30 protein-coding genes are annotated in these 26,631 nt (G+C 71.6%); 21 read left to right on the forward strand and 9 right to left on the reverse strand.

Annotated elements, in window-relative coordinates:
* Positions 1-30 precede the first annotated feature (30 nt).
* The 3 genes from ACWDRR_RS22385 (at position 31) to ACWDRR_RS22395 (ending at position 2,465) form a co-directional block, all read left to right on the forward strand.
* The gene (locus tag ACWDRR_RS22385; protein ID WP_449773948.1) at positions 31-450 is read left to right on the forward strand and encodes an HIT family protein; all 420 of its coding nucleotides are present in this window, start codon (positions 31-33) and stop codon (positions 448-450) included.
* A gap of 34 nt (positions 451-484) precedes the next feature.
* Positions 485-1,759 carry a hypothetical protein gene (locus tag ACWDRR_RS22390; RefSeq protein ID WP_449773949.1) on the forward strand — a complete coding sequence of 425 codons (1,275 nt, stop codon included), beginning with the start codon at positions 485-487 and terminating at the stop codon, positions 1,757-1,759.
* A gap of 100 nt (positions 1,760-1,859) precedes the next feature.
* Positions 1,860-2,465 (forward strand): hypothetical protein, encoded by a 606-nt coding sequence (locus ACWDRR_RS22395; RefSeq protein ID WP_449773950.1) that lies wholly within the window; start codon positions 1,860-1,862, stop codon positions 2,463-2,465.
* Between the two features lie 169 nt (positions 2,466-2,634).
* Here the strand turns inward: ACWDRR_RS22395 and ACWDRR_RS22400 are convergent, their stop codons facing one another.
* A complete protein-coding gene (locus ACWDRR_RS22400; RefSeq protein ID WP_449773951.1) occupies positions 2,635-2,940 on the reverse strand; it encodes a hypothetical protein in 306 nt (101 codons plus the stop codon).
* A gap of 206 nt (positions 2,941-3,146) precedes the next feature.
* Between ACWDRR_RS22400 and ACWDRR_RS22405 the strand changes: the two genes are divergently transcribed.
* The 11 genes from ACWDRR_RS22405 (at position 3,147) to ACWDRR_RS22455 (ending at position 13,502) form a co-directional block, all read left to right on the forward strand.
* The gene (locus ACWDRR_RS22405) at positions 3,147-3,485 is read left to right on the forward strand and encodes a helix-turn-helix domain-containing protein (RefSeq protein ID WP_449773952.1); all 339 of its coding nucleotides are present in this window, start codon (positions 3,147-3,149) and stop codon (positions 3,483-3,485) included.
* Positions 3,486-3,492: 7 nt separating this feature from the next.
* Positions 3,493-5,694, forward strand: coding sequence for a hypothetical protein (locus ACWDRR_RS22410; protein WP_449773953.1), 2,202 nt, complete (start codon positions 3,493-3,495; stop codon positions 5,692-5,694).
* Positions 5,691-6,419 carry a helix-turn-helix domain containing protein gene (locus ACWDRR_RS22415; protein ID WP_449773954.1) on the forward strand — a complete coding sequence of 243 codons (729 nt, stop codon included), beginning with the start codon at positions 5,691-5,693 and terminating at the stop codon, positions 6,417-6,419. The genes ACWDRR_RS22410 and ACWDRR_RS22415 overlap by 4 nt, the downstream gene beginning before the upstream one ends.
* Positions 6,420-6,644: 225 nt before the next feature.
* Positions 6,645-6,830, forward strand: a complete 186-nt coding sequence (locus tag ACWDRR_RS22420; protein WP_449773955.1) for a hypothetical protein — start codon at positions 6,645-6,647, stop codon at positions 6,828-6,830.
* 108 nt (positions 6,831-6,938) lie between these two features.
* Positions 6,939-7,790, forward strand: a complete 852-nt coding sequence (locus ACWDRR_RS22425) for a hypothetical protein (RefSeq protein WP_449773956.1) — start codon at positions 6,939-6,941, stop codon at positions 7,788-7,790.
* Positions 7,791-7,815: 25 nt separating this feature from the next.
* Complete coding sequence (locus ACWDRR_RS22430; RefSeq protein ID WP_449773957.1) at positions 7,816-10,350, forward strand: Helicase associated domain protein; 2,535 nt, start codon at positions 7,816-7,818, stop codon at positions 10,348-10,350.
* Positions 10,347-10,751 carry a hypothetical protein gene (locus ACWDRR_RS22435; RefSeq protein ID WP_449773958.1) on the forward strand — a complete coding sequence of 135 codons (405 nt, stop codon included), beginning with the start codon at positions 10,347-10,349 and terminating at the stop codon, positions 10,749-10,751. The genes ACWDRR_RS22430 and ACWDRR_RS22435 overlap by 4 nt, the downstream gene beginning before the upstream one ends.
* Entirely contained in the window at positions 10,748-11,071 is a 324-nt protein-coding gene (locus tag ACWDRR_RS22440; protein ID WP_449773959.1) for a helix-turn-helix domain-containing protein, read from the forward strand. The genes ACWDRR_RS22435 and ACWDRR_RS22440 overlap by 4 nt, the downstream gene beginning before the upstream one ends.
* A gap of 78 nt (positions 11,072-11,149) precedes the next feature.
* Positions 11,150-11,803: a hypothetical protein gene (locus ACWDRR_RS22445; protein WP_350569945.1), complete on the forward strand. Its 654-nt coding sequence runs from the start codon at positions 11,150-11,152 to the stop codon at positions 11,801-11,803.
* Positions 11,800-12,606: a hypothetical protein gene (locus ACWDRR_RS22450; RefSeq protein ID WP_449773960.1), complete on the forward strand. Its 807-nt coding sequence runs from the start codon at positions 11,800-11,802 to the stop codon at positions 12,604-12,606. Before ACWDRR_RS22445 ends, ACWDRR_RS22450 begins: the two co-directional genes overlap by 4 nt.
* A 32-nt stretch (positions 12,607-12,638) precedes the next feature.
* Positions 12,639-13,502: a hypothetical protein gene (locus tag ACWDRR_RS22455; protein WP_449773961.1), complete on the forward strand. Its 864-nt coding sequence runs from the start codon at positions 12,639-12,641 to the stop codon at positions 13,500-13,502.
* 103 nt (positions 13,503-13,605) lie between these two features.
* On the opposite strand, the gene ACWDRR_RS22460 is transcribed toward ACWDRR_RS22455, so the two are convergent.
* Complete coding sequence (locus tag ACWDRR_RS22460; protein ID WP_449773962.1) at positions 13,606-15,240, reverse strand: 3'-5' exonuclease; 1,635 nt, start codon at positions 15,238-15,240, stop codon at positions 13,606-13,608.
* A gap of 210 nt (positions 15,241-15,450) precedes the next feature.
* On the opposite strand from ACWDRR_RS22460, the gene ACWDRR_RS22465 reads away from it, so the two are divergent.
* Positions 15,451-15,825 carry a hypothetical protein gene (locus ACWDRR_RS22465; protein ID WP_449773963.1) on the forward strand — a complete coding sequence of 125 codons (375 nt, stop codon included), beginning with the start codon at positions 15,451-15,453 and terminating at the stop codon, positions 15,823-15,825.
* Positions 15,826-15,896: 71 nt separating this feature from the next.
* Here ACWDRR_RS22465 and ACWDRR_RS22470 read toward each other — a convergent pair whose 3' ends face one another.
* Together ACWDRR_RS22470 and ACWDRR_RS22475 are read right to left on the reverse strand one after the other, a co-directional pair.
* Positions 15,897-16,106 carry a DUF397 domain-containing protein gene (locus ACWDRR_RS22470; protein ID WP_449773964.1) on the reverse strand — a complete coding sequence of 70 codons (210 nt, stop codon included), beginning with the start codon at positions 16,104-16,106 and terminating at the stop codon, positions 15,897-15,899.
* Positions 16,107-16,127: 21 nt separating this feature from the next.
* Positions 16,128-16,976 carry a helix-turn-helix domain-containing protein gene (locus ACWDRR_RS22475; protein WP_449773965.1) on the reverse strand — a complete coding sequence of 283 codons (849 nt, stop codon included), beginning with the start codon at positions 16,974-16,976 and terminating at the stop codon, positions 16,128-16,130.
* Between the two features lie 226 nt (positions 16,977-17,202).
* Between ACWDRR_RS22475 and ACWDRR_RS22480 the strand changes: the two genes are divergently transcribed.
* From ACWDRR_RS22480 to ACWDRR_RS22495, 4 genes are all read left to right on the forward strand, one after another.
* Positions 17,203-17,718: an ATP-binding protein gene (locus ACWDRR_RS22480; RefSeq protein WP_449773966.1), complete on the forward strand. Its 516-nt coding sequence runs from the start codon at positions 17,203-17,205 to the stop codon at positions 17,716-17,718.
* Positions 17,715-18,047 carry a hypothetical protein gene (locus ACWDRR_RS22485; protein ID WP_449773967.1) on the forward strand — a complete coding sequence of 111 codons (333 nt, stop codon included), beginning with the start codon at positions 17,715-17,717 and terminating at the stop codon, positions 18,045-18,047. The genes ACWDRR_RS22480 and ACWDRR_RS22485 overlap by 4 nt, the downstream gene beginning before the upstream one ends.
* Positions 18,048-18,112: 65 nt before the next feature.
* Positions 18,113-18,382: a hypothetical protein gene (locus ACWDRR_RS22490; RefSeq protein WP_449773968.1), complete on the forward strand. Its 270-nt coding sequence runs from the start codon at positions 18,113-18,115 to the stop codon at positions 18,380-18,382.
* Positions 18,383-18,499: 117 nt separating this feature from the next.
* Positions 18,500-18,709 carry a hypothetical protein gene (locus ACWDRR_RS22495; RefSeq protein WP_449773969.1) on the forward strand — a complete coding sequence of 70 codons (210 nt, stop codon included), beginning with the start codon at positions 18,500-18,502 and terminating at the stop codon, positions 18,707-18,709.
* A gap of 229 nt (positions 18,710-18,938) precedes the next feature.
* Here ACWDRR_RS22495 and ACWDRR_RS22500 read toward each other — a convergent pair whose 3' ends face one another.
* Together ACWDRR_RS22500 and ACWDRR_RS22505 are read right to left on the reverse strand one after the other, a co-directional pair.
* The gene (locus tag ACWDRR_RS22500) at positions 18,939-20,219 is read right to left on the reverse strand and encodes a GNAT family N-acetyltransferase (RefSeq protein ID WP_449773970.1); all 1,281 of its coding nucleotides are present in this window, start codon (positions 20,217-20,219) and stop codon (positions 18,939-18,941) included.
* Positions 20,216-20,893, reverse strand: coding sequence for a DUF402 domain-containing protein (locus tag ACWDRR_RS22505; RefSeq protein ID WP_449773971.1), 678 nt, complete (start codon positions 20,891-20,893; stop codon positions 20,216-20,218). Before ACWDRR_RS22505 ends, ACWDRR_RS22500 begins: the two co-directional genes overlap by 4 nt.
* A 552-nt stretch (positions 20,894-21,445) precedes the next feature.
* On the opposite strand from ACWDRR_RS22505, the gene ACWDRR_RS22510 reads away from it, so the two are divergent.
* A complete protein-coding gene (locus tag ACWDRR_RS22510; protein ID WP_449773972.1) occupies positions 21,446-22,219 on the forward strand; it encodes a tyrosine-protein phosphatase in 774 nt (257 codons plus the stop codon).
* Positions 22,220-22,625: 406 nt separating this feature from the next.
* On the forward strand, positions 22,626-23,369 hold the full coding sequence (locus ACWDRR_RS22515) for a phosphotransferase (RefSeq protein ID WP_449773973.1): 744 nt from the start codon (positions 22,626-22,628) through the stop codon (positions 23,367-23,369).
* A 15-nt stretch (positions 23,370-23,384) separates the two neighbouring features.
* Here the strand turns inward: ACWDRR_RS22515 and ACWDRR_RS22520 are convergent, their stop codons facing one another.
* The 3 genes from ACWDRR_RS22520 to ureA are packed head-to-tail and all read right to left on the reverse strand — an operon-like array spanning position 23,385 to position 26,624.
* On the reverse strand, positions 23,385-24,209 hold the full coding sequence (locus tag ACWDRR_RS22520; protein ID WP_449773974.1) for a hypothetical protein: 825 nt from the start codon (positions 24,207-24,209) through the stop codon (positions 23,385-23,387).
* A 31-nt stretch (positions 24,210-24,240) separates the two neighbouring features.
* Positions 24,241-25,917 carry an urease subunit alpha gene (locus ACWDRR_RS22525; protein ID WP_449773975.1) on the reverse strand — a complete coding sequence of 559 codons (1,677 nt, stop codon included), beginning with the start codon at positions 25,915-25,917 and terminating at the stop codon, positions 24,241-24,243.
* The gene (gene ureA, locus ACWDRR_RS22530; protein ID WP_449773976.1) at positions 25,914-26,624 is read right to left on the reverse strand and encodes an urease subunit gamma; all 711 of its coding nucleotides are present in this window, start codon (positions 26,622-26,624) and stop codon (positions 25,914-25,916) included. Before ureA ends, ACWDRR_RS22525 begins: the two co-directional genes overlap by 4 nt.
* Positions 26,625-26,631: the final 7 nt, after the last annotated feature.

The following is a 26,631-nucleotide window of genomic DNA, read 5'->3' on the forward strand; positions in this document are numbered from 1 at the left end:
GAGTCGCCCGGGTGTGCCTTCTGCGCCATCGTGGCCGGCACCGCTGCGGCCCGCATCGTCCGGCGGTGGCCGGACGCTCTGGCCCTACACCCCCTGGGCCCGGTGACGCCCGGCCATCTCCTCGTGATCCCGCTGCTCCACGTCCCGGACGTCACGACCGATCCCGAGGTCAGCGCGACGGTGATGCGCCGGGTCTCGGAGATCGCAACGCCGCCGTGCAACGTCATCACCAGCGCCGGAGCGGCCGCCACCCAGACCGTCTTCCATGCGCACGTCCACGTCCTCCCGCGCTCCATTGGCGACGGCCTGTTGCTGCCCTGGAGCACCCCGGCAACCACCGGAGACGGCCGGCGCCAACACTGGCACAGGAGGCGCTGCCATCTGATCAGGCGTCAATTCAACGCGCTGAAAAGGTTGTTGCAGCTCAGAGGCGGTAGCGAACATGGATGAAATCTCGTACAGTTAGCTGTACGAGATTTCATCCATGCCTGAGGAGGGCGACATGGCCCTGCGCTACATCTACGGCACCACCGCGCAGCACGGCACCGACATCGTCATCGACCTGCTCCCGACCGAGGCCCGCGCCGTCGGCCGCGCCGACGCCGACGAACTCACCTCGATCCTCGACACGGCACTGTGGGCACTCACCCTGCTGCGCACCGGCAAGGACCGGCGCGCCGGCCACGACCCCGAGCCGATGACGGTCCAGCCGGTGACCGTCGAGAACTGGCACCTGGCGATCAGCCTCCTGGAATCGGCCCGGACCACCCTCCTGGCCGGCATCACCGCCGCCGCTATCCGCGAACACCGCCTGGCCGGCGGCAGCGTCGGGGACCTGGCCCGGGCCATGGACGCCCCCCGCTCCACCGCCCAGGCCCGCCAGGCCAAAGTGGTCACCGCCGTGGTCGGCGAGTGGGAGACCTGGGCCACCAGCTTCCCGCACGACAGCCCGCCCTTCACCGACACCTGGCCCTACACCGTCGACCTGGACGCGGAAGAATCCCGGGCCGTCGGGATCGACGCCAGCATGATGGCCGACTGGATGGACACCGTCCTGTGGGGACTGGCCCTGCTGCGCACCGGCTACAGCCACCGGAACGGCCTGCGCCGGGCCGCTGTGGGGTCCTGGGAGGACCTCATCAACGACCTTGTGCACCGGCTGGAGCCGCGTATCAAGGGCATCATCGACGCCGCCGTGCGGACCCACGCGAGCATGCCTGGGGGAACCGTCGCCGACCTGGCCCTCGCCATGGGCGTTCCGACCAAGACCGCCCAGTCGCGTCGCGACAGGATCCTCAAGGAGTTCCCGGGCGGCTGGGAGCGGTGGGCCATCGGCGCCCTGGGCGAGGCCACCGACGACGACGGCGCCAACCCCGCTCTGAACGTCCCGCTACCCGAGCACCGCACCGAGGTCTTCGAGATCGCCGCCCGCGACGGACGCGTCGGGACCGCCTGCAACTGCGGCTGGACCTCCCCGGAGCGCACCGTCGACCGCGTCGAGGCCGAACGCTGGGGCGAGGCGCACCGCCAGGAGCAGGCCGTCAAGGACACCACCATCGTGCGCCGCCCCCGGCGCTCGGCCGCGGCGCAGGAGACCGAGCCCGTGGTCGAGCCGGCGCACAAGACGGGCGTCTACGACTGGAAGGACGGCCTGGTCATCTGCCGCTGCACCTGCGGCGAATGGGAAGGAACCCCGACCTCGAACATCGTCGCCGCAACACACGAAGGCCTGGGCCACGTGTACGGCGTGGAGTCCTGACCAACTGCGCACCGACCTACCTGGGCGGCCGCTGTCCGGCCAAGACGTCGCGGCCGCCCCGGACTCCACACCCGATCAGACCTGGAACAGGAGCACTGCCATGCTGCACCAGCCCGGTCCCGCTGTCACCCAGTGGGACACCGCCGCCCGCGCGGCCCTCGTCTTCACCGCGCTGGAAGTCACCTTCGAAGGGGTTCACGACATCGCCGACCAGTGGGCGCAGGCCAGCCGGGACGCCGTGAACAAGGGCCGCTACGGCGACGAGATGGTTCTGCGCGACGGCTCGCCGGCCAGTCCCGAGGACATCGCCGACCCGCTCGTGTGGACGATGAGCGAGACCACCCTCGGCCGGATCAGCGCCGCCCGGCACGTCCTGTGCTACGGCGCGGTGCAGACCGTCGCCGCCCTCGCGGTCACCCGCGCCCTCGGGCTGAGGATCAAGCCGATGGCGCTGGCGGCCGGGACGGCCATCAACCTCGGAACCCACCTCGTCATCGACCGGCGCCTCCCGCTGATGCGCCTGGCCGCCATGCTGGGCAAGGGCGACTACGTCAAGACCTGCACGGTGGTACGCGTCGAGGGGAAGGGAGCCGACCAGGCGGGCCCCGGGACCGCGCTCTTCTCGCTCGACCAGGCCCTGCACCGGGGGATCGGCGTGGCTGCCGCCGCGGTGAGTGCCGTGCTGGCGGCCCGTGCCTCCCGCTAGCCGCACCCTCCGGCGCCCCAGCGAGAGCCCGGCCGGCGCCGACACCCGCCCGCACAACCCGAACCAACGGCCGGAGGCGCAGCAGCAGACCCCCGGCCGGGCAAGGAGATCGTCGTTATCCCGAGGGCCCGCGCTGTCCGGCACCGTCGTGGAGTCGAACGGCCTCGTGTCAGCCGGCTGCCGGCCGCCCGGAGGGCTGCTCGCCGCGCCCGGCCAGGGCGGGTACCGGGTACTGGTCCCACCTCCACGGCACGTGCCGGCTGTGCCGCCGGTGGTACCCGCAGGCGCGGCAGCGGGAGGGCGCGATCCGCTTCGGAGTGAAGGCGTGCACCGGGTTGAGCCACTGGCCCTCTGCCTGGAAGTGATCGGACCGGTGCCGCCCGCACCCCCTGTACGCGCAGATCCAGTAGCCCGAGGCGGGATCGGGTCCCTCGCGGAACCAGTGGTCGAGGATCAGGGGGAGGCGGAAGCTCATGGCCGCAAGTGTACGGCGCACACCGAAACGCACCCGCAGCGCCTCTCCGTCAACTCCACTGATGCTCACGGGGGTTGCTACGACCTTGTCCGGAACGAGCGCACCGGATGAGCATAGTCCGAGGTCATTAGTGCGATGATATGCGAGCATAAAATGAGGCGTTCTTCGAGCACTTTCGTGATACCGTCCAAGATAGGAGGTATGTGATGCCCGAGATTTTCGAGGCGGTGGACGCGCTGTTGGCCAAGGCCCGCGACGGCGGCGACCTGCCGGAGCCGGCCGAGCGGGAGCGACTGCGCAAGGCCGCCGGCCTGACCCAGGCAGAGGTGGCCGCAGCCCTGGATACCCGCCGGGAGACGTTCGCGAAGTGGGAGTCCGGTACCGCGCAGCCGCGGGCGCCCAGGCGCGGCGCGTACGCGTTCCTGCTCGCCGGTCTGGCCGACATCCACGGCACCCAGGGCCCGGCCGGCTGGCTCACCCTCGCCCGCCGCGCCCGCCCCCTTGACACCGACACCGACACCGACACCACCACCGAGGGGAAGTGATTCGCTGATGGACCGCAAGACGTACACCGCCGAACTCGCCGGCCTGCGCGAGCTGCGCGCCGAGATCACGACCGCAGAGAAGGCCGTCGCCACCGCGCAGACAGAGCTGGACAAGCTCACCGCCCAGCGTGCGCGCCGAGTGTCCGGGCTCGCGGCGCACGAGGGCGCGAAGGCCGACGCCATCGCGAAGGCGTCCGGGCTGCCGGTCGGCGACGTCGTCCGGATCGCCCCTCTGCTGGACCCGACCCCGCCCGCCGTCCGTGCCGCCCACGCCGATGCCCAGACTGTGTCCGTCGAGGCGCCGAAGGCCGCGCCGGCGTCCAAGTCGGCAACCGCAGTCGCTCCGGCGCTGACCCGCCCCGTCTTCATCGTCGAGCAGCCGGCCCCGGCCGTCGAGGCGCCCACCGAGATCGAGACGCAGCCCGCCCCGGCCGCGCCCGTCGCCGCTGCGCCGGTCCTCCCGACGGCTCCGGTGGCTCCGGCCGCAATGGTGGTTCGTTCGGCCGCGGCATCCGGTCCGCGCGAGCTGCCCGCCCTCCCCGAGGGCCCGGCCGGCGCCCGGTTCGAAGCCGTGACCACCGGCCTGGTCTCCAAGCGCCCGGCCTTCGTCCAGCAGGCCCGCAACACGGTCTTCCTCGACGCGGCGACCGGCGACCTCTCCGTACGCGACCGCGTCGTGCGCCTCGACCTCGGTGCCCGCACCCCGGGCGAGATCCTGGACGCCGTCCTCGCGGCCGCGCCGGGCACGGAGCGGATCTACGTCACCGCCGGCGCCCCCTGGCACGACGGCGCCGAGCGCTACAGCACGCTCAAGGACGCCGTCGCCGCGTGGCTGAACACCCCGTCCGAGCGGTGGACCACCGCCGTGGGTTCCGGCCGGGACAAGCTCGCCGGGCACTTCGTCCACCAGCGCCAGCCCGTCGGCCGCTACGCCCCCGCCGCCGCACCGGACAGCGGAACCACCGAGATCCGCTCCGTGGGGGAGTGGTTCGACCCGGACGGCGCCGACGTCGTCACCTGCCGCCAGGCGTTCACCCTGCTGTGGCAGGCGCTGCGCCGCTACTGGGACGACGCCGTGCTCATGGGCTCCCCGTCGCAGACCGGCCGGGACCTGTGGTCGCGCACCATCCCGACGACCGGCAAGTGGGCCGGCGGCTATCCGATCCTCAGCGAGGAGCTGCGGGGCCTGCTGCACGCCACCGGCGGCCAGGGCCGCACCGAGCTGATCCTGCCCCCGCGCGTGCCGGAGCAGCTGCCCGCGCTGGTCGAGTACGACCGCACGTTCGCCTACGCGAAGCACTTGTGGAAGAGCCCGGTGGGCACGCCGCGCCGGATTACCGCGTCCGCGTTCGCAGCGATGACCGAGCAGGAGCAGGTCAAGGCGCTGATGTCCTGCTCGCACTGGAACATCAAGGTGACCGTCCCGGCGGGCTGGAACCACGTCGGCCTGCTCCCGGCCCCGGTGACCGGTGACCGCGCCTGGGTCTACCCGTCGGAGCCCGGGGCGACGTTCACCACGTGGGCGGGCGGGGCGGAGGTCCACCTCGCACTGTCGAACCACATCGCGCCGTGGCGGATTGAGATCCTCGGCGGCCTGCTCTTCGAGGACGGCAAGCCGCTCGACGAGTGGGGCAAGCGCCTCAAGGCCGCCTGGGCGGACCTGACCAACCTCTCCCGTACCCACGCCGACGAACGCCAGCGGACTGCCGCCTACCTCGCCAGCCGCGCCGTCCGCTCGGTGCTGCTGTTTGGCCTCGGCGGCTTCGCGCAGCGCCCCCGCCTGGTCTCCGGCACCACCCCCCTTGGCGAGCCTCTCCCCGCCGGGGTGGAGATCCTCGGCCAGGACGACCAGGTGGTCACCTGGCAGCGGCAGGCCGGCTTCCGCCGTGACCCCTACGCGCACCCCGAGTGGGCCGTCTACGTGTGGTCCGGGGCCCGGGCGGCGCTGCTGGACATGAAGTACCGCGAGGGCAAGGAGGTCATCGGCTACGCCGGCGCCCTGCACGCGAAGCCCGGCAGCGTCGTGTACTTCGGCACCGACGGCATGGGCCTGACCGAGCGCCAGCCCTGGCCCTACCGGGGGGAGCCCGGCGACTACCTCCTCAAGGGGCACCTGACCGGCCCGGTCGAGCACCCGAAGTCCCAGGAGGAGTACCTGAAGCTGCGCGGCCTGGGCCGCGCCGAACTCGCCGCCGGAGGTGAGCGGTGAGCCCTGCCGACCCGAATCGGCCGAACGAGGCCGCCCGCCTCACCCAGGAACTCGTCGACCAGGGCTACACCAAGCGCCAGGTCGCCGCGATGCTCGGCCGTGACGCCTCCCTGGTCTCCCAGTTCTTCACCAAGGGCAAGGGAGCCAGCATGGTCGCCGCGTTGCGCCAGGTCGTGCGCGCGGTGCGCGGGGGCGAGCGCGACCCCGAGGCACTGTCAGCCGTCGCGCGGGAGAACGTGCAGCGGCGCCGCACGAGGACCGGGCAGAAGGCGCGGGTGCGGGGCAAGGACGTGATCGGCACGCCGGGCGGGAGCATGGCCGGCCGGGCCGGGAGGCAGGCGATCAGGTCCGGCGCAGCGCACCTGGCCGGCGTCATCCACGCCGCGGCGCAGGCGGACGGCCGGGTCGCCCTGACCGTGCGCATGCTGTCCCGCTACTTCACCCTGCCGGCCGGCTCCCGGGAGGACTCGCCCGGCGTTCGGCGCGGCGTGGTCCCGCGCGCGGACGGCACCCAGGAGCGCAGCTACGGCTCCTCCGCCACCGGCGGTTTCCTTGCCGCCGAATGGTCCCGACGGGTAGCCGCCTCGCACGGCGACGTCGTCCACGCCGTGAAGACCTGGCTGGTGGAGACCGGCCGCGCCACCGAGGACGCCGAGATCGTCTACCTGGAGATCCGCACCTGGACTCCCACCGGCCATCAGGCCACCGAAGTCCCCATCGGCTGACGACCGGCCAACCGTCCGGCGCCCGCCCGCCCCCGGGCCACCCGGATCCGAAGCGGGGCGGGCCGACCGGTTGCGCGCCCACACCGTTGCGGTGAAGGCGCGCCCGGTGGAGACGGGCGGCGCCGTCGAGGACACCACCATCCTGTGGCTTCAGATCCGCAGGTGGGTCCCGGCGCCGCCGGCCCGTCGCTGACTTCCGGCCAACCGTCCAAGGAGGCACCCCCGATGCGCAGGAAGTTCGACTTCGACGCCGAGACCCGCACCACCACCTGTCGGACGTGCTGGCGCTCCGGCTCGGACACCGCCACCGAGGAGGAGGCCAAGGTCTGGCACGCCGGCCATCGCTGTCCGCTCCCGGCGTCGGAGCGCGACGCGAAGATCCTGCCGACGCGCCCCCGTCGGCCGCGATGAACCGATGATCACACTAAGTGTCATCACGGCTTCTCAGGGTTGCGCCATTAGGGATTGGCTTGCCATACTTGGCAAGCCAGTTGCTATCCATGGCAAGGAGAATGAGTCGTGCTCCCCGTACTTCCCTCGCATCTGCCCTACGTCGAAGGCCTCGTCCCCTACACCTCCGCCGACGAGAAGATCCCCGCCTTCCACCTCGGGCTGACCCCCCTGCAGACGTTCTGCCAGGTCCCCGTCCTCAAGACCCTCGACGGCCACCTGCCCGCCGATGCCGACCCCGTCGAAGCCCGCCCCGGCCTGTGCACCCACTGCCTCGACGCCCTGGAGGAGTACCGCCAGCTGACCTCCACCACCAAACGCGCCGTACTGACCTGGAACGAAGCCCTCAACCCCGGCGGACACCGCACGACCGAACTCGTACGCGCAGCCCTCAACGCCCGCGAACACCTCTCCCTGATCAACCACCGGCTGTACGCCGCCCCCGAGGACCAGCGCGCCGACACCCTGCTCGCCCTGCTCGGCCACGTCTCCGACGCCCAGAAGGCGTTCGACGCCCTGGCCGACGAACTCGTCCTCGCCCTGCGCGACGTCTGCACCCCCGCCCCCTCCTGGGCTCGCATGGGCCAGCGCCTCGGCGTCACGGACAGCGCGGTCCGCAACCGCTACGCCCGTGGCTCCCTCGCCCACCCCGAACGCCTCCAGCTGTGCACCATCGGCGGCACCGGCTGCGGCGAGCTCCGCCCGGCCACCCGACCCGGCGGCTTCGACCCCTGGAAGCACCACGACCTCGACCACGAAGGCAACCCCGAGCTGCCGCAGGGCGACGACGACAACGACAACCCCCGAACCCATTCCGTCGACAGCGTCCGGATCCTGGGCGAGGGCGTCGACATCGGGACCGTGGACGAGACCCCCTTCACCAGCCCCAGGAACACCCCCGGCGACGAGAACAACGGCTGACCCGTACGGAAGAGGAACCCTGACCGTGGACACGTCCTCCACCACCGCGCAGACCCCCGAACGAGAGCTGGGCGAGTCGGCCCGCGCACTGCCGAAGCCGACCCGCCGCCGCGGCGCCCCGCAGATCACCATCACCAGGCTGCGGGACTACCAGAAGAGCCTCGCCACCGCCGCGTGCCGGGAGGTCAAGAACGGCGGCCGCGCCACGGTCGAGATGACCTGCGGCTCCGGCAAGACCGCCGTGTCGGCCGAGTGCGCCCGCCGACTCGCCCGCTACGGCCGTGTCCTCGTCCTCGTGCCCACCATCGAACTGCTGGAGCAGACGGCCAACGCCTGGAGCACCCGCTTCGGCCGCCGCGGCCTGGCCGTCGCGGCGTGCTCACGCGACGAGGCCCTGGAACGCGCCGAGGCCGGCGGCCACATCGAGGCCGAGGTCACCACCGACGCCGCCCGCCTCGCCGACCTCCTCGCCTCCGTCCGCGGAAGCGGCGGCAACGAGGCGCTGATCGTCTCGGACAAGCCCGACCAGCCGATGACCGTCTACGCGACCTACGCCTCCCTGGAACGCCTCGTCCGCGCCCACAGGGACTTCGGCCTGCCTGCCTGGGACCTGGTCGTCATCGACGAAGCCCACCGCACCGCGGGCGCCGTCGACAAGCCGTGGGCGGCCATCCACGAGGACGACAAGGTCCCGGCCCTGCGCCGCCTCTACTTCACCGCCACCCCCCGCATCGCCGCCCCGCGCTCCGGCTCCGACGACCTGAACGACCTGGTCGTCGGCACGGCGGCGCCCGCCCTGTACTCCATGGACGACCAGCGGGTCTTCGGCAAGCCCATCACCCCCTACACCTACGTCCAGGCCCAGGACGAGGGCTGGGTCGCGGACTACCGGGTGCTGGTGCCGGTCGTCACCGACGAGGACCTGGCGAACCTGCTGATGCTGCCGGCCGTCGCGGACCTGCGTTCCCAGCGGACCAATGAGGACCTGCAGCGCCTCGCCCTCCAGGTCGCCGTGCTGCGCGCGGTCGCCGACCTTGGGCTGCGGCGCGTCATCACCTTCCACTCGCGCATCAGTGCCGCCCGGAAGTTCTCCGACACCCTCCTGGAGACCGCGGACCTGCTCGTCGATAAGGCGCGCCAGGCCGCCGGTGACCCGCTCGCCGACTGGGCCCGGCCTGAGCGGCTGTGGACCGCGGCCATCGCCGGCAACGACCGCCTCAAGGACCGCCGTGCGGCGTTCAGCCGCTTCTCCGCCCACACCGGCGAGGACGGCGAGGAGTGCGGCATCCTCTGCAACGCGAGGCTCCTGGGCGAGGGCATCGACATCGAGGCCGTCGACGCGGTCGTCTTCGCAGACCCCAAGTCGAGCGAGATCGACATCGTGCAGGCCTTCGGCCGGGCCGTGCGGCAGAAGCCGCAGCAGGGCAAGATCGCCTACATCATCGTGCCCGTCTACCTGCCCACGCCGGACGCCGAGACCGACGGCAGCGAGGCGGACGACCTCGCCACCTCCGACCCCGCCGACGTCATCGAGGCAGGCACGGCCGTCCAGGCCGAGGCCGAGGATGCGATCACCGCCAGCCCGTTCAGGCCGATCCTTCAGGTGCTGCGCGCCCTGGCCTCCGTGGACTCCCGGGTGGTCGGGCGTATCACCGAACTGCGCACCCGCCGTGCCGGCACGAGCGGCCCGCGCACCCTGCCGAAGGCCGGAGCCCACCCGCAGGGCGCCACCGGCGGCGCTGACGGCGCCCTCCTGGACGAGGCGCTGGAGGAATCGCCGGTCAGCTGGCTGCGGATCGACGCCGGAGACCACGAAGACGAGATCCTGCGCGCCCTGAAGCTGCGCGCGTTCTCGCCCCGCGCCCAGGAGTGGGAGCGCCTGTACAGGATCGCCGCCGCCTTCCACACCGAGCACGGCCACCTGGACGTGACCGACAAGGAGAAGTACCGCGAGCTCATCACCTGGCTCGACCAGCAGCGCTACCTCAACGCCTCCGGCACCATGGCCCCCGCCCGGAAGACGGAGCTCGACGAGATCGGCATGATCTGGTCCAAGCACGCCAACGCCTGGGAACGCGGCGTCGCCTACGCCCTCGTCTTCCACCGCCAGGAAGGACACCTGGCGATCCCGAGTACCCACACCATCGACGGCTACAAGGTGGGTGCCTGGATGGGACGCCAGCGGCTCAACCCGGACGCACTCACTGCCGACCAGCGCGCCCGCCTGGACAAGCTGGACCCACTGTGGCGCCAGGACCTGGACTGGAACCGCTCGGCCCGCCGCTACGCCGCCTACCTCGCCGCCGGCGGGACCGTCGAAGGCCCTGTCAACCGCGACGGCCTCGGCGACGACCCGAAGTTCCGCCCCGGAAAATGGCAGGCCAAGCAGGTTGCCGCAGCGAAGGACGGCACGCTCGACGCCCAGCAGATCGCCGTCCTGCGGTTCCTCGGCATCCTGCCGGCCAACACCGGCACGGCGCCGACCAACCCGCTCGCCCTCGCGCCCGCGACCGCCGGGCGCACCGGAAACGAGGACGAGGCCGGGGGAGCGGGGGAGTGAAGCGGGACCTCAACGCCAGCGACTCCGAGGCGTGGCGGGCCATGGCCCGGGAAGTGCTCCGGGCCTTCGACCTCGACATGACCCCGCCCCGAGGCCTGGGCGCCGAGCAGGGGAGCAAGGCCATGGCGGCGCACATCGAGCGCGGCCGTGAACTCCTGGACGAGATCATCGACCGGCACGTCGCCGCCGCGTGCACCGCCGTGGGCCGGGCCTGGCGCCGTCGCAGGGCGCAGCACGGCGTCTACGCGGAGGCCTTCGACGAGGCCGCCGCGTACGCCCGGGCGGTCCGGGACGGCCGGGACAGGGACCTCCCGGCCCCGGTCCTGTTCAGCCGGGGCGGACTGCCGCTCCTCGACCGCCACACCCATGACCGCATCGCGCTCTCGGAGCCGATGCGGTGACCGGAGACGAATCCGACGCGGAGCAGCGCCGGGCCTTCGCCGAACGCATCCGATCGGCGCGCCGCGCCGCCGGGCACCCCCAGAGCCGGATCGCCGCCGCCCTGGGCGTGCCCCGGTCCGCTGTCAGCGAGATCGAACACGCGCGGCGCGGCGTGAACGCGGTCGAACTGCGCCGGATCGCCGCCGAGCTGGGCGTCACCGCTGACTGGCTCGTCGGCACCGACGACCCCGGCCCCTTCGCCGCGCTCCACCCGGCTGACCGGCGCTCCGTCGAGCTGTACGCCGGCTACCTGCTCTGGCGCCGTACACCGACGACCTGACCGGCTTCCCGCCAGAGGACAAGCATCCCGGTCCGGGGGAGACCGTCACCCGCCCACCTGCGTCAGGGGAGACATCCAGTGGACAGCCCGAACCCGACCCTCGAATCCGCCGAGAAGCGGCGGCTGGTCGAGGGTGCCACCACCGCGCTGGGCCTGGAGCCCCGACTGCTGCGCCTGCTCAGCGCCGTACACGAGGCCGGGCACGCCATCGTCGCCCACACCGTCGGCCTGTCCGTCACTGGTGCCGCCGTGACCAGCTACGAGCTGATCGGCCTCGGCGGCGACCACATCGCCCTGGACTACTCCGCCTACGGCAACCGCATTCCGCTGCCCAGCCTGCTGGCCATGCGCGTCGGCGGCTTCCAGGCGTCCTTCCTGTGGATGGAAGGCCGCGGCATCGACGGAACCACCGAGCCGTACCAGGAGGTCCTGAACGGCCTGGCCGGCGGTGACCTCAACTGGTGCGCCGACGCCTGCCGGAACCTTCTGCCCCACGCGCACGCCCAGGACACGATCGAGATCGCGGGCCGCATCCTCCTCTACCGCTGGCGCTCGACGCTGCGTCTCGCCTACGACCTCGCCAAGGCCGGCTCGATGGGCGAGTCCACCCTCCGGCCGTACCTCGAAGCCGATCCGCTGCAGGCGCTCAAAGCGATGGATTCCTACCAGACCTGGCGGAAGGAGACCGCCGCCCACTGGACGGCCGCGACACAGCAAGGAGATACGCGATGACGGACCTGCCCCGACACCCGCCCAGGGAGAAGTCCATGACGGTACCCGCCGACCCGCCCGCCACGTCCCCTGCCTGGCCTGCCGTGTGGGGCGAGGGCCTGTACAGCAGAACCGCTCTGCTGTTCTGGCTTGTGCTGAAGGCACAGAACGACCAGGACGCCCAGGCCCTCGTCGCCGCGTTCGAGGCCGACATCCTGGACATCGCCCACCACCTCAACGACGTGATGCTCGGCATGGACCGAGGCCACGGCGAGGACTACGCCCGCGGCTGGAACGCCGCGAACAAGGCCCTGTACGACAAGCTGGGACCGCGCATCGACGAACTCCGCGACCAGGTCCGCGACTGGCAGCAGGGCCGCGGTACCCGCCTGGCCGACCAGACATCCCACACCTGGACCCGGGACGGCATCACCGCCAGCGAACTGCTGCACACCGCCCTGCCCCTGTACGCCGAACTCGCCGGAGCCCGGCCCTTCGACCTGGAGCTGACCACCACCATCGCGGACACCCTGGCCGCAGCGATCGCCGACGACGCCACCGCCTACACCGCCCGGCTGCGCGCCTTCACGGCCGCCCACCGCAGCCGGATCGAGGCGCTGCTGGCCGACTACGGCCCCGGCAGCAGCCACGACCGGCCCGGCGGCCGGTTCCAGCTCGCCCGGCAGCCCGAGCTCCTGCCTGTGCTGGAGCGGCTGCACACCGAACCGCTGAGCCTGCTCGGGGCGTTCGAGGACGTCCTACCCTCCACCTTGCTGCTGGACCTGGCCGCCGCCTGGGGCGTCTACCTGCCCGAACGTCCCTGACTCCCTGCCTGAACCCTCACCCGGAGCCCACCGTGACCACCCAGCCGTCCGCCGTACAGACCACCGCGACCACCGTCACCGTCCAGCCCCGCCCCCTGCTGCTGGTCGACATCGACGGCGTCCTGTCGCCCTACGGCGCCGCCGCGAACCTCCCCGGCTACACCACCCACCCGGTCAGCCCCCAGGCCTGGAAGGACTACCCGGCCTACCCCAAGCCCAAGTACCACTGGGTGCACCTCAACCCCGAGATCGGCGCCCGCCTGGAGGCTCTGCCGCTGGACCTCACGATGGTCGGTCCCTGGCAGCCGGAGGAGCTCGAAGAGCTGCTCCCGGCGGCCGGTCTGACCCGTCTTCCCGGCTTCATCCCTGTGCAGGACCGGTCGTTCTTCGCCCGCCCGGACGACCCGGGCCGGTCCATGTGGGACCCGAAGGCCACGATCCGCGACCGGAGCCGGGACGTGGTCGCCGCCACCTGCCTGGAGCGCGCCGGCGCCGACCTGCCGTTCGCATGGCTCGCGGCCGGCTTCCCCGAGAACCTGCAGCGCGATCTGTCCCGTGACCACGGTGCGCCGGTGCTCCTCCACGTGGTGGACCCGCGTACCGGACTCACCGATGCCGACTTCGCGGCGCTCACGCAGTGGGCCGCCGCAGTGGCCGCCCGCCCGCCGGCTCCGGAGCTGAAGCTGCTCCGGTGCCGAGATTGCGGCGATCGCTCGTCCATCGTGGTCGACGGCCGTCGCGAGGACCGGACCCACGAGGTGTGCAGGAGTTGCTGCGAGTGCTACTGCCCCGACCCGCAGTCGGACGGCGGTGACCGCTTCCAGCCCTGCGGTGACCTGGAGCGCGAGCGCTGCGAGGACTGTGGCTGGTGCGCGAACTGCGGCTGCGGCTGCTGAAGCCGAAACGGCGGGGCCTCCCGGGAGCCGGGAGGCCCCGCCGCTGCTTTCTCGGAGCCTGCACACCCTACCGTCGCTTCAGGGCCCGCCCGGACCGGACGAATCACCGGCCATCGGCCGGACCGGCCGGGGTGATGGTGACCAGGCCCTTGCCCTCGGCGATCGAGAGCAGGACGTCGCGTGCCGCCTGTGCGTCGCCCAGGGCGCGGTGGGGACCGTAGAGCTTGTAGTCCCGGTGGACCTCCCACACTGACCGGGCGTTCATCAGGCACCACCAGGAGGCCTTCTCCCCGAGGCGGCCCGGGCGGCGACCGACCGCGCGGGTGTGGTCGGCGATCACGCCCAGGTCGAAGGAGCTGTTGTAGGCCAGCAGCCGCCTGCCGCGGGTGATTCGGCGCAGCTTCGGCAGGATCTCCTCCCAGGTAGGGCAATCGGCGACCATCGCGTTGGTGATGCCGTGGATGTGGGTGGCACGATTCGGCACCTGCGGGTTGATCAGCTGGTTCAGCCGGGTCTTGCCGGTGTGGGCGTCGATCACCGCGATCTCGCACACCCGCGCGTCGTAGAGGTCGGTGGTCTCGGTGTCGATCACCAGCCCGGAGCCCGGAGCCGATACCTCCCGGGCCGTCAGCAGCGTCTTCAGCCGGGCGTCCTTCAGGCGCAGTCCGCGGGCGAGCGTCTCCAGGTCGGCGCTGCCGTCCGCGGCAGCGAGGAGCAGTTGCCGGGTGAGCGGCAGTTCGTTCTGCGGGGCGCAGGCGATGCTCCAGGTGTCCTGCACGTTGTCGTGGAGCAGGTGCACCGGCACCTGGTGCTGCTCGGCCACCGCGGTTGCGAGGCGGCGGGCGAGCTCGGCCCGGCTGGGCTTCTTCTTGGTGTGGGCGCGCAGGGCGGAGGTCCGGCCCGGCGGGACGGCCCGCACGGCTTCCCAGTCCACCCCGGCGCGCTCGCGCAGCGCGAGGACGTCCGCAGTCCGGTAGAGCCTGACCTCCACGGTGCGCACCGTGCCCGCCCGCTTGGACCACGAGCCTGCCGGCTCCAGCCAGCCGGCGGCCAAGATGTACGGGAAGTCCCGGGTGTAGCTGATGTCGAGGAGGTCCGCCGCGCGTTCCCCCGGGATCAGGCGCCGTCCCTCCACCAGTTCGGCGAGTTCGGTGTCCGCCGCCAGCGCTTCGACTGCGGCGACGGCCCAGCGGCCGAGACGCCCGGGAACCGCGCCGCGCTGCTCGACGGCCCACGTGAACTCGTCCTCGGTCTCCGCCCAGGGGCAGGCCTTCGCTGCGCCGGCAGTGGACAGCGAGGCCTCGATCCAGGCGGTGCGCTCGCCGACAACAGCGGCAAGGGCGGCCGTGTCCGTCCACTGCTCGGCCTCCAGCGCACCGTAGGTGGGGTGACCCTCGAAGGTGCCCAGGCGCCGCAGGAGGCCCTGGTCGGCCAGGATCGGCACGTCCTCGGCGGCGACGGCCGCCACACCGGTCACCTGGCGCAGCGTCTCGGCGATCCTGCGGGCGCCGAGCGGGCGCAAGGCGTCGAGGCGGGGCAGCAGCTGGGGCAAATCGGTGCGCAGTTGGTGGACGACGGCCGCCGACCAGCGGCCGCGGTCGGTGTCGGCGGCCGGGATGATCCCGGCGGCGCGTCCGAGGTCCCAGAGGTAGCGGTTGATGCCGGCGGTGTCGGCGGCCTGGTAGGAGCCGTGGTCGGCGCGTTCGTGCGCGGGGGCGGTCTGGGCGGGGGCGGTCATGTTCGGTGGTCCTCCCGTTCGGCGGCGTGACACATAGCACACATTCAGAACATTTGACCTATTAAGCATCAAATGCCTATGAACACAGGCTAATTGGGCCCACCGACAGCGCGGGACAACTACGGAACGCGGCCACGCGGGTGGCGGCGGCCCCTAAAGTGGGCACTTGGCACACCAGGGATTCGGGGAGGAGCAGTGAGCCGCCGCAGGATGGACGACGGACGTCACGGCATCCGGCACCGGGAGGACGTCGGCGCGTCCGTCCTCGCGGGCGAGCAGCGCACTGAGACCGTCTGCGAGTGCGGCGTCGTCACCGGCGACTTCGCCGGCCACCTCGTCCACGCCCGCGCCGTCGAGCACGTCCCCGGTCCGGCCTGGTTCCCCGTCGGCGCACGTCTGGCCGCCATGCTCCTCGGCGGCGTCGCACTGCTCTTCGGACTGATGGCCTTCGCCGACTCCGCGCTCAACGGCACCGCGCGCACCGTCGCCCTCGGGCTCTCGCCCGTGACCGTCTTCGCCCTGATGATGGGCGCCGCCCGCGCGCTGCGCCGCTTCATCGTTCCGCTCGCGCCGAGCGGACGGTAAGGGGAGAACGGCAGTGCCCGGCGGCCTCAGCCGCCGGGCACCCTCGTTGCTGGCTTCTCCGGACCCCGCTGCTACACCTCCAGCCCGGCCGCCCACGAGTGGAACTGGAGCCAGGACTCCACGGGGACGACGAGCGTCGGGCCGTCCGGGTCCTTGGAGTCCCCGATTTCGATCCTCTGCCCAGGCGTTCCACCCGGGGGGTTGCGCCACTGGACGCACTGGCCGCTGTCGCCGGAGTAGGACTCCCACTCGTCCGGCGGGATGAACGGTGCTGCTGGCATTGTGCCTCTCTCGCTGTGTTGCTACGCCGCGTGTGCGGCGCGTTCGAGGAACGCCTTGGACTCGTCGATGTCCAGGGCGAGGTCGCGGATCTGGTCGAACGCGGCGGTGTAGGTGGCCAGGGAGTACTCGTCCTCCAGGTAGAAGGAGTTGAGCAGGGCCTCCAGGGCGACGAGCCGGCCGCCGTCGGGGAAGTCGAAGAGCGTGAACGGGCCGTCGAGACCGAGGTGCGGGCCGCGGTTGCGCGGCAGGATGCGCAGCTCGATCTCCTTGCGGTCGGCCTGCTCGCGCAGGTGTGCGCTCTGGCGGCGCATGACATCCGGGTCGCCGATGTGGTTGTCCAGGACGGCACTCTCGCTGAGCACCACTTCGTAGGGATGTGCGTGGAGCCGGTTCTGGCGTTCGAGCCGGACGGCGACGCGTGATTCGAGCTGCTCGTGAGTCGGGTGGACGATGCCGAGGCCGGCCTCCAGGAGGCACCGGGTGTAGTCCTCCAGCTGCAGGCGGCCGGGGACCAGCGTCTGGTAGGTCCGCGTGCGTTCGGCTTCGCCCTCCAGTCCGAGGAAGTCCTGGAAGTTGAGGGTCAGGAAGCTGTTGTAGGAGTGCCACCAGCCGCGCTTGCCGATGTTGCGCGTCATGTCCTCCAGCGTCTGGCGAAGCCCCAGGTCGGAGATGTCGTACTCGTTCAGGAGCGCGCGCAGCAACGGGATGTCGATCTTGGTTCGCCCGAGCTCGGCGCGGCTGATCCTGTCGATCTGGATGCCGAGGGCGTCGGCGACTTGCTGCTGGGTGAGGCCGCGGTTCTCCCGCAGCCTGCGCAGGGTCTGCCCGAGCCTGCGCTTGCGGAAGGTCGGCGGAGGAGTCGGTGCCATGTGCTGCCTCCCAAGGTGATGGTGGGTCACAGTCTGCCCCCTGTACCGGATTACGCCAATCGAAGATATGCGAATTCGCAGTCTCTCGTCTTGACGCTCTGCGAACCGGGTAGGACAGTGAGTGGACGCTTGCGGCGAGTCCCGACTTGATCACTCACCGCAACGTGAACCAGCGCGCCCCAGCACGCCCGGGCGCGGATCAGCCAGCACGGACGGAGCGTTCGTCGTGGAGAGCACCACCAGCACCCTCACCGCAGAAACCCCCCACCGCCTGCCCGCGCCGCCGGTCACCGGACCCGCCCCCGACCCCGTGGACGGGGTCACCTTCACGTTCGCGGCCGTCACCCCGGAGCTGGTCCACCAGGCCCACCGGGCCGTCACGGCCTACTGCCTCGCGGGCCTGGCCGGCACGGACCGCGAGATCGAAGCGGTCAGCGACACCGCCCTGATCGTGGACGAGCTGATGGCCAACGTCCAGCGGCACGCCCCCGGCCCCGCCGACCTGGTCGTGACGTCCGAGCCCGGCCGCTGGACGGTGCTGATTCTCGACACCAGCCACCGGGAACCGGTCCCCGACACCGACGAGCCGGGGAAGAAGGAGTGTGGCCTCGGCCTGCACCTGGTCTCCCAGCTCAGCGAGAGCTGGGGCTCGTTCCAGACCGCCACCGGCAAGGCCGTCTGGGCCCGGTACCCCAAGCCGACGACCGACACCACCCCGCAGCAGCACCAGGAGCAGCCGTGACCCCGCCCGTTCCCAGACGCCCGCTCTACGACTTCCGCCCGCCGGCCCCGCAGCCGCCACCGAGCACCGTACGGTTGGACGACGGCACCGTGCTGGCCAAACCGGAGCCCGTCGGGCCCCGCCAGCTCGCCGTAGGCCAGTGGCTCCTGATCGACCGGCAGGCCTACCAGATCCTCGACCTGCGCTGGGGCGAAGGCGGCGGCCGGATCGTCCGCGTCGCCGGCCGCGCCCCGTTCTCCGTCCCGCACGCCGGCACCGTCCAGCGGTTCGACCTCGTCACCCTCCCCACCCCGGCCCGCCGCCAGCCCGACGCGGGAAACCCCCGTTGAACGGCCTCGGCGTACGGCTCGTGCCCCACGGTGAGCTGACGGAAAGCCGCAGCCCGTCCCGCTGCGTGGAGGTCGACCTGGGCCCGGCCCGGACCGAGCCGCTGCGGATCACGCCGGCCGAACTGGTCCGTCTCGCGATGGAGGCAGACACGGTGCTCGCCGAGATCCGGGCTCACACAAGGCAGGCGGAAGCCCACTGGCGGACGGCGCTCGGCCACTGGTTCGAGGAGGCCAAGGCGGCCGTCCAAGCCCAGACCCCGGAGACCGCCCTGCTCCAGCGCGTGCTGGAAGCCCTTCGCAGACCAGAGTCCCATCCAGCCTCAGCACGGCCGTAGGCGCGGCGGTGCCATCCGCAACTAGGGGCTTGGGGGTGCGCGGCCGCTGGCGCACCCCCAAGCCCCTAGGCTTGGCGACACGCACCCACCCCGCAGGGGAAACCCACCACCAGGGCGATGGAACCGCACCCGACCGCGACCCGCACACAGGTGGACCCCGCCCTGCTCTCGCTGGAGCTCCGGCACCACCACCACCTCACCGACCGGTCCGGCGACGGCCTGCAGGTCTGGTCGGCCCGCATCGACGCCGACGGCGAGCCCCTCGGAACCCCGAGCGCGGCACGCTGTCTCTCTACTGGCGCAGCGGCAACCTGTACGAGCGCATGACCGAAAGCGGCTTTCTCGCCCAATGGCCGCCGAAGCCCTGACCCCGACGGCCAGTTCACCTCCCGGTTCGAAGAAGCCGTCGAGATGCCCAGCAGCCTGCTGGTGGTAGACCACCTGGACCTGCCTCACCGTGGCAACACCCGGCCATCGCGGCCGCGCTGGTGGCCGCGCCCCTCCAGGGCGTTGGGCTCGGTCGGCCGGGCGATGATCGCCTCGCGCCCGGGCCTGCCTACGACGGAGGCCCGGAGGGAATTTCCTGTGACGGAACGTCAGGTGCCAAGACGTACTCCACCTGCTCCGCTCCGTACTCGACGAGGTGTCCCGTCACGCTCAACCCCAGCCTCTCCAGGAGGCGCCGGGAGCGGTTGTTGGCGGCCTGGGTCACCGCCACGATCTCCCGCTCAGGTTCGGCGGCCCGCACCCAGCGCAGGACCTCGGCGACGGCCTCGGCAGCCAGCCCGCAGCCGCCGGCGCTCGGCAGGAACTCGTAGGAGACTTCGGTGCGGCCCGCGGCACGGCGGTCCTGATCGACGGTGACCCGGCCGATCGGCGCCCCATCGAGGGTGACCGTGAAGTGCCCAGGCCATCCAGGGGCCTCCGCCAGACGCTGGGCGACCCGCTCAGGGTCGACGGGCCCGCCCAGGTAGCACCGGACGTCCGGATCCGACCACAGGGCCCGCAGCAGTGCGTGGTCGCCCGCTTCGACGGGGCGCAGCCGCAGCCGCGCGGTGGCCAGCACCGCCGGCCACTGGGCTGGTCGCCACCGCGGCGGCTCATCGGCCGGCACCTGCGGGCGGGCGGCGCCCCAACGGGCGAGGAGTGGTGGCAGGTAGTCCACGACGGGACTGAGGGCGGACAGCCGCGCCGAGGAGTTCACGACCTCGATCCGCTCCAGCTCCGGTTCGGCACCGGCGGCCAGGGTGGTGAGCAGTTCCTTGTGCTGCCGACGCACAAGGGCTTCGGGCACAGGCGGAGCCGCGAAGTGGATCCCGATGTTGCCGTGCTCGCCCTGGGACAACGCCCACGCTTGCAGGTCGTCGGGGTCGGTCCGCAGGCCGACCTCCTCCGCGAGTTCGCGAGCGGCATGTCGGCGCAGGAAGTTCAGGTCGAGCAGCTGGCCGACCGGTGGGGGTTCGACGCTTCCCCCCGGGAGCTGCCATCGGCCCGGGTGCGCCGTCCAGCCGGCCTCCCGCCCCACCACCAGGCCGCCGCCGGTCACCGGCTGCAGGACGGTGACGAAAACCGACGACGGCTTCCAGGCGCTTGGGATCCGCCGCAGCGCGCGGTACCGGTAGGTGACCGGTGCCCAGGACAGGACCGGCCGCCCGGAGACGCTGACCTGCAGCGAGACGCAGGCGACGGCCGGCCCGTCGAACAGGGCCGGGTTCCCGGCGGCATCTCGTGCCCAGATCCGGTCCATGGTGGCCCGCTCCTCGGCTGAGAGGGAAGGTGCCGCGGTTTCGACCAGTTCCAGGTGCTGGGCGTCGAACAGCCCGACAGCGTGGCTCACCTCGTACGGCCGGCTTCGTAGTCGCCCGCATCGCGGGGCAGCTGCGGGTCCGGCCAACCGGCGTCCGGTGCCCAGGCCGGCCAGGCTTCAACGAAAGGCCCTTGACGGTCCTGGAGCAGCCCGAGGGCCTGCTCGCGGGCGGCCTCGACGCGGACGTGCAGATCGTCGTCGATCAGACCGAGCCGTCGGCCCTGGAGGTATTCATCGGTGTCCTTCCACCGGTACGAACTCAGGTCGGGCTCGACGACCAGGTCGACGAAGAGGTCGAAGGTGTCCAGCCCAATCGGGGTACGGGTGCAGGGGAGCTCGAAGTTGACGTACCAGCGCAGCGGCTCGCCGGTCGCGGCGTCCTGGAAGGTGTGGACGCTAAAGTACGTGTCGGCTTCGAAGCGGGAGCGGAGCGTGGTCTTCTCCCATATCCAGGGACCGAGTTGCCAGTTCCCGGCCGCGAGGTCCTCCAGGCCGGACTGGCGCAGGGCGTGGTCGCCGGTGCGCATCGCGTCGGCCCACGTGGTCGGACCGAGGCTGGTGAGCCCGGGCCAGTAGAGGAGTTCGAGGACTTCGCCGTTGTCGGCGAGGGTGCGGTAGGGCTGGGCGGACCAGACGCGCCCGTTGTGGACGTCGCGGCGCACGGCAGTGCTGCCGGGCGCGAACCGGGCGGTGGCGGTGGTCATGGTGCTCCCGGAGGTCGGGCCGACGCCGCCTCGGCTGGGCCCAGTGTGCTGCGCCGGTCAGAGGGGCGTGCGGATCAGGAGGAGATCGAGTACCGGTCCGTCGGGGCCGGGCGGTGGAAGGCCGGCGTGCCGGTACCCCAGGCGATCGTAGAGCCGCCGGGCGGGCCCATCGCCTGGCATCGCGAGGAGCGACACCCATTCTGTGATGGTCACCGGTGCAGCACTGTCGCACCGGGACCTCACGCCGGGAGGCGCCATGGCCGTACGCTCCCAATGCCCTGCCGCCCCTGTGCCCGTCACCCTCGGCGGCAGCCGGGAACGGCGAGTTCGCCGGTCTTCCGCCGCTGCGGATCGCAGGCCACCACGACCCTGCTCTGGGACGAGCCAGTGCGTCCCCCCACGAGGTGCCTCCGATGCGATCACCATGTGCAATGCGGTGCGCCTGCAGACATATTGAGGACATCTGAGCGATGATTTTCAGTCGCTCGATGGGAGCGGAACTTTTTCTGCAACAAGGGAACGGAACAGCGACAAAGGGCCTATTCTTTTCTCATGACGAAGCCTGACGGTGGAGCAAAGTCAGTAAGTCGCCTCGTGCCGGCACAGAGAAGCCAGCCGGACGTACCGAACGTGCGCAACTTCCGGGATGCGGGAATTGCTCCCCTGCGCCCTGGGGTCTTGTACCGATCCGGTTCCTTGAACCGGCTGACCGAAGTGGGGGCCGAGCGCCTGCGAGACCTGGGCGTTCGCACGGTGATCGACCTGCGCAGCAGTGTCGAGAGCAATGTCTGGCCCGGGCAGATCCACGGACTCGCCATCGAATGGGTTTCGATTCCGGCGCTGCCCGGTCTGGATGCCCTGAAGGAAATGGGCCTCTCCGACTTCTCCGGCTTCGACGGCAAGCCGTGGCCCGTGGATCCCGCTGCCCTGTACCCGTTCATGGCCGCCTACGCGGCCCCAGCGATCGCGGCGCTGATAAAGCGGCTGGCCGAGCCGGCCTCGCTGCCGGCGGTCGTGCAGTGCGCGGTGGGCAAGGACCGGACGGGCCTCGCGGTGGCGGTGATCCAGTCGTTGCTGGGCGCCCCGCAGGACCAGGTCGTCGGGGACTTCGTGCAGTCCAATGTCGAACTCGCGCTGACGGCCGGCCCGACGTCCTTCCTGGACGAGGCAGGGGTCACCCGCTACTCCCACCCGGTCAGCGAAGCCCTGCTGGCCTCCGCGATGGACACGATCCTGACCGCGCACGGCTCCATCCCCGCCTACCTGGCACCCCACGGGGTCACAGCGGCCGACCTCGACGCCCTGCGCTCGAACCTGCTCGCCTGATCAGACTCGCCCAGCGGCGCCCGCGATCCGGAGGACCGCGGGCGCCGCTGCGTGAGCACGTCCGGCCGCCGCGGGGTAGCGCGTCGATGCCTCGTCATCCGTTGGGGTGACATTCGCTACGTGGCTGGCAAGGGGAGTGCCTTGCGGCTGCTGTGTACCGCCGACATCGTCGCAGGCCACACCCGGTGCAGTTTGATCAATTACGCGACCGGCGATCACCGAATGCGATCTTGGAAATGCCGAACTGTACACGCGGCGCGGCGAGTTGGTCACCCCGTGGCCGTTGTGCGGGGCGACTCGTATAACATCGATTGGGTCGCATGGCGAGCCCTGGTGTCCTAGCGTTGATTTGTGCTGCTGGTAGACCCATGGGCCGATTCGGGATCTAGGTATGGGAGCGGCTGAAATGGCTGATGCGCCTGGTGGTTCGATCGCGCTTTCCGGCGGGCGGATGACCGACGGTGTCGTCCGGGTCGACAATTCTGTGCGCCGGCCCGTCAAGGAATCCTCGGAATTCGTCGCGGCTCTTCTCAAGGTATTCGAGCACCAGGGATTCGAGGGTGCTCCGCGGTACCTCGGCCAGGCCGACGGGATGGATATCCTCAGCTACCTTCCCGGCGAGGTCCCAGCACGCTTCCAGTTGTGGGCGGACGAGCAGGTGGCCGCAGCCGGGCGACTGCTGCGGTCCATGCACGACGCGACGCGGGGGAGTGAACTCGCCGACCGCTCCCAGGTCGTCTGCCACCGCGATGCCGCGCCGAACAACGCGGTATTCGTCGACGGCCTGGAGGGTCTGCCGGTCGCCTTCATCGACTTCGACACCGCGTCCCCGGGCTCGCCGCTTGAGGACCTCGGCTACGCCTCCTGGACCTGGTGCGTGGCGTCGAAGCGGGGGGACCAGGTGGCGCGGCAGGCCGACCAAGTCCGGATCCTCGCGGACTCCTATGGCCTCGAAAGGCCGGAGCGGGCGGTCCTGGTCGACGCCATCATCGAGCAGCAGGCGCGCAACGCCCGGTTCTGGGCCGAGGTGGAGGCGTCGGGAACAGGCACCCCCGGGCCCGACGCCATCGCTCAGAGCATCGCCTGGAGCCGACGCGAGCTCGCGTTCGTCGTCGCGAACCGCGAGGTCTTCGACGCCGCACTCGCCTGACCTGCTGCCCGGGACTTACGCCTTCGGCGGTGTGAGCACCGGGGCCGGCGGGAGCCCGAACATCGCCCCGCTGGTTCGCGCCAGTGCTGCGACGTCCACAGCCCGCCCGTCCTCCGCCACGTACGGGGCGACGAGCTGGCCGAGCGGCGGGTTCACCAGGTACAGCACCGTGATGCGCTGCTCCAGGTGGTGGTTGCGAACCTGGTGGTAGAGCGGCGGGACCTGACCGGCGGTCATCGCGGTGAGCACGCTGCCGGGCATGACGAGCAGGCGGCCGTCCCCGACGGTCGCCTGCTTCAATTCCCTGCCGGTCTCGATCTCCAGTCCGGGACCGTCCGAGGTGGCGAGGGTGAACAGGTGGCCGTCCTCGTGGCGGTCCTGGAGCAGATCCCGTTCGGCGTCGCGGAGGTACCAGTTGACCTCCAGGTAGGACGAGGCACGGAAGTGCAGGTCGTCGCGGTAGCCGTAGTGGCCCGCCAGGCCGGCCAGCACCTGGTCGGCCGCGTCGGCGGCGACCTGCCAGTACATGCCCAGGGCCTTCAGGAACGGTGCGACCGAGTCGTCCTCGTGCCCGGGGACCTTGGCCGGGTCGTCGGCCCAGTAGGTGAAGGAGCTGTTCATGTCGGGTCGGTCGGGGCTGACGGAGTACTGCCGTCCGTAGGGCCGGTAGCCGAAGTTGAAGTCGTCGCTGCCGTGCCGGAGCTTGGTCTCCTCGTCCTGGGTGAAGAACCGCGCCGCCTGTGTGCGCAGCTCCGCGAGGGCCTTGAGGTCCGCGGTGGACAGGGGGATCGTCGTGTGGCCGCGGTCGAGGAGGTCGCGGGCCGGGTCGGTGAGGGGCATGCGGGTGCTCCTGGGTGTCTCGGGCTCGGGGTTACAGGAAGTAGAGCTGGCTGAGGGCGGTGGCTTGGGCGGGAGGGGAGCTGATCGGGTCGCCGTCGAGGGTGACCGTGCCGGTGCCTGGGTGGACGCGGACGTCGCTGAGCCGGTCGTTGCGGTTCATGTCGGCCAGGCCGATCGTGCGGGTGTCGCGGACGGCGACGCGGCGGCGCCGGGTCGGCAGGGTGTCGGTGCCGCTGTCGTGCGCGGCGCGGCTGACGAAGGCGACGGACAGGTCGGCGGCGGTGGCACCGTGCGCGCCGACCTGCGGGCCGAGGACGAGGGGCTGGCTGGTCTCGGTGGAGGCGTTGGGGTCGCCGGTGACGCCCCAGGCGGGGTAGCCGGCCTTGAGGACGAGCTGCGGCTTGGCGCCGAAGTAGGCGGGGTGCCACAGGACGATGTCGGCGAGACGGCCGGGGGTGAGCGCGCCGATCTCGTGGGCCATGCCGTGGGCGATCGCCGGGTTGATGGTCAGCTTGGCGATGTAGCGCAGGACGCGCTCGTTGTCGTCGCCGCCGGGGTCGGGGTCCAGGGCGCGCATCTTGGCGGCGATGGCGAAGGTGCGGCGGACGGTCTCCCCGATGCGGCCCATGGCCTGGGAGTCGGAGGAGGTGATGGGGATGACGCCGAGGTCGTGGAGGACGTCCTCGGCGCCGAGCGTGCCGGCGCGGATCCGGTCGCGGGCCATCCGCCGGCAGTCGGGGTCGTCGGGGTCGAGCCGGTGGACGGTGGCGATCATGTGGAGGTGCTCGGCGGCGGTGTCGCGGGTGTAGGGCAGGCTCGGGTTGGTGGACGAGCCGATGATGTTCGCCAGGCCGGCCAGCTGCAGGACGTTCGGGGCGTGGCCGCCGCCGCAGCCCTCGACGTGGAAGGCGTGCAGCGTGCGGCCGCCGATGACCGCGAGGGTGTCCTCGACGAACATCGCCTCGTTGAGGGTGTCGCTGTGCAGCGCGACCTGGACGTCGTGGTCGTCGGCGACGGTCAGGGCGGTGTCCAGGGCGCGGGCGTGGGCGCCCATGTCCTCGTGGACCTTGAACCCGGAGGCACCCCCCTGTTCCAGGGCCCGAAGCAGCGGGCCGGAGTCGGAGGAGGAGCCGCGGGCCAGCATGGCGATGTTGACCGGCCAGGCGTCGAAGGCGCGCAGGGCGTGGCGCAGTTCGGCTGGGCTGGTGACGCCGCAGCCCCAGGTCGGGCCGAAGTTCTGGGAGACGATCGTGGTGACGCCGGCGGCGAGGGCTGCGCCCATGATGCCGGGTGAGCAGAGGTGGACGTGGGTGTCGACGATGCCGGGGGTGGCGATGAGGCCCTCGCCGGGGATGACGGTGGTGCCGGTGCCGGCGAGGACGTCGACGCCGTCGAGGGTGTCGGGGTTGCCGGCGCGGCCGACGGCGGCGATGCGGCCGTCCTTGATACCGATGGAGGCCTTGCGGATCCCGAGGACGGGGTCGACGAGCAGGACGTTGCTGACGATCAGGTCGCAGGTTCGGTCGGTGAGGCGGGCCTGGTAGTGGATGCCGTCGCGGCCGGTCTTGGCGTAGCCGGTCAGGAACTCCTCCCCTCGCCGCTGGGCGTCGGCTTCGACGCGCACGGTCAGACCGGTGTCGGCCAGGCGGACGAGGTCGCCGGTGGTGGGGCCGTGCTGCTGCGCGTAGGTGAGGTGGCCGCTGTTCACAGGTCGCCTTCCTGCTCGGTGGTGGGGCCGGTGTCGAGGTAGCCGGCGACGTGGGCGCGGGTGAGCGCGGCCTCGTACGCGCCGGGGGCGTCGAGGGTGCCGTCGACCAGGCCCGCGAAGCCGATGATGATCCGGTCGCCTCCGATCGGGATCAGCTCCACCTCGTGGGTCGTGTCGGGTTCGAAGCGGGCGCTGGCGCCGACGGGCAGGGCGAGGTGGCGGCCGTAGGCGGCGCCGCGGTCGAAGGCCAGGGCCCGGTTGGCCTCGAAGAAGTGGAAGTGTGAGGTGACGGCGACCGGCACGTCAGCGGTGTTGGTGACCTCGATCCGCACGATGTCGGCGTTCGCGGCCGGCGGTTGGTCGGCGGGCAGGACGGCGCCGGGTAGCGCTGCGGGGTCGGCGGCCGGGCCGATGGGGCGGGTGATGACGATCAGCTTGGAGCCGTCGGCGAAGACGGCCTCGACCTGAACCTCGGTCAGGATGCCCGGCACCTCGGGCAGCACATCGTCGGTGGTGAGGGCGGCGCGCCCGGCGGCGACCGCGTCCTCAAGCCGGCCGCCGTCCCGGGCGGCCTCGCACGCGGCGTGCGAGATGAGAGCGGTCGCCTCGGGCACGTTGAGCTTCACGCCGCGCTGGTGGCGCTCGCGGGCCAGCAGGGTGGCCGTGTACAGCAGCAGCCGGCCCTGCTCGGCGGGGGTCAGACGCATGGGAACT

Source organism: Kitasatospora sp. NPDC003701, from assembly GCF_053587085.1.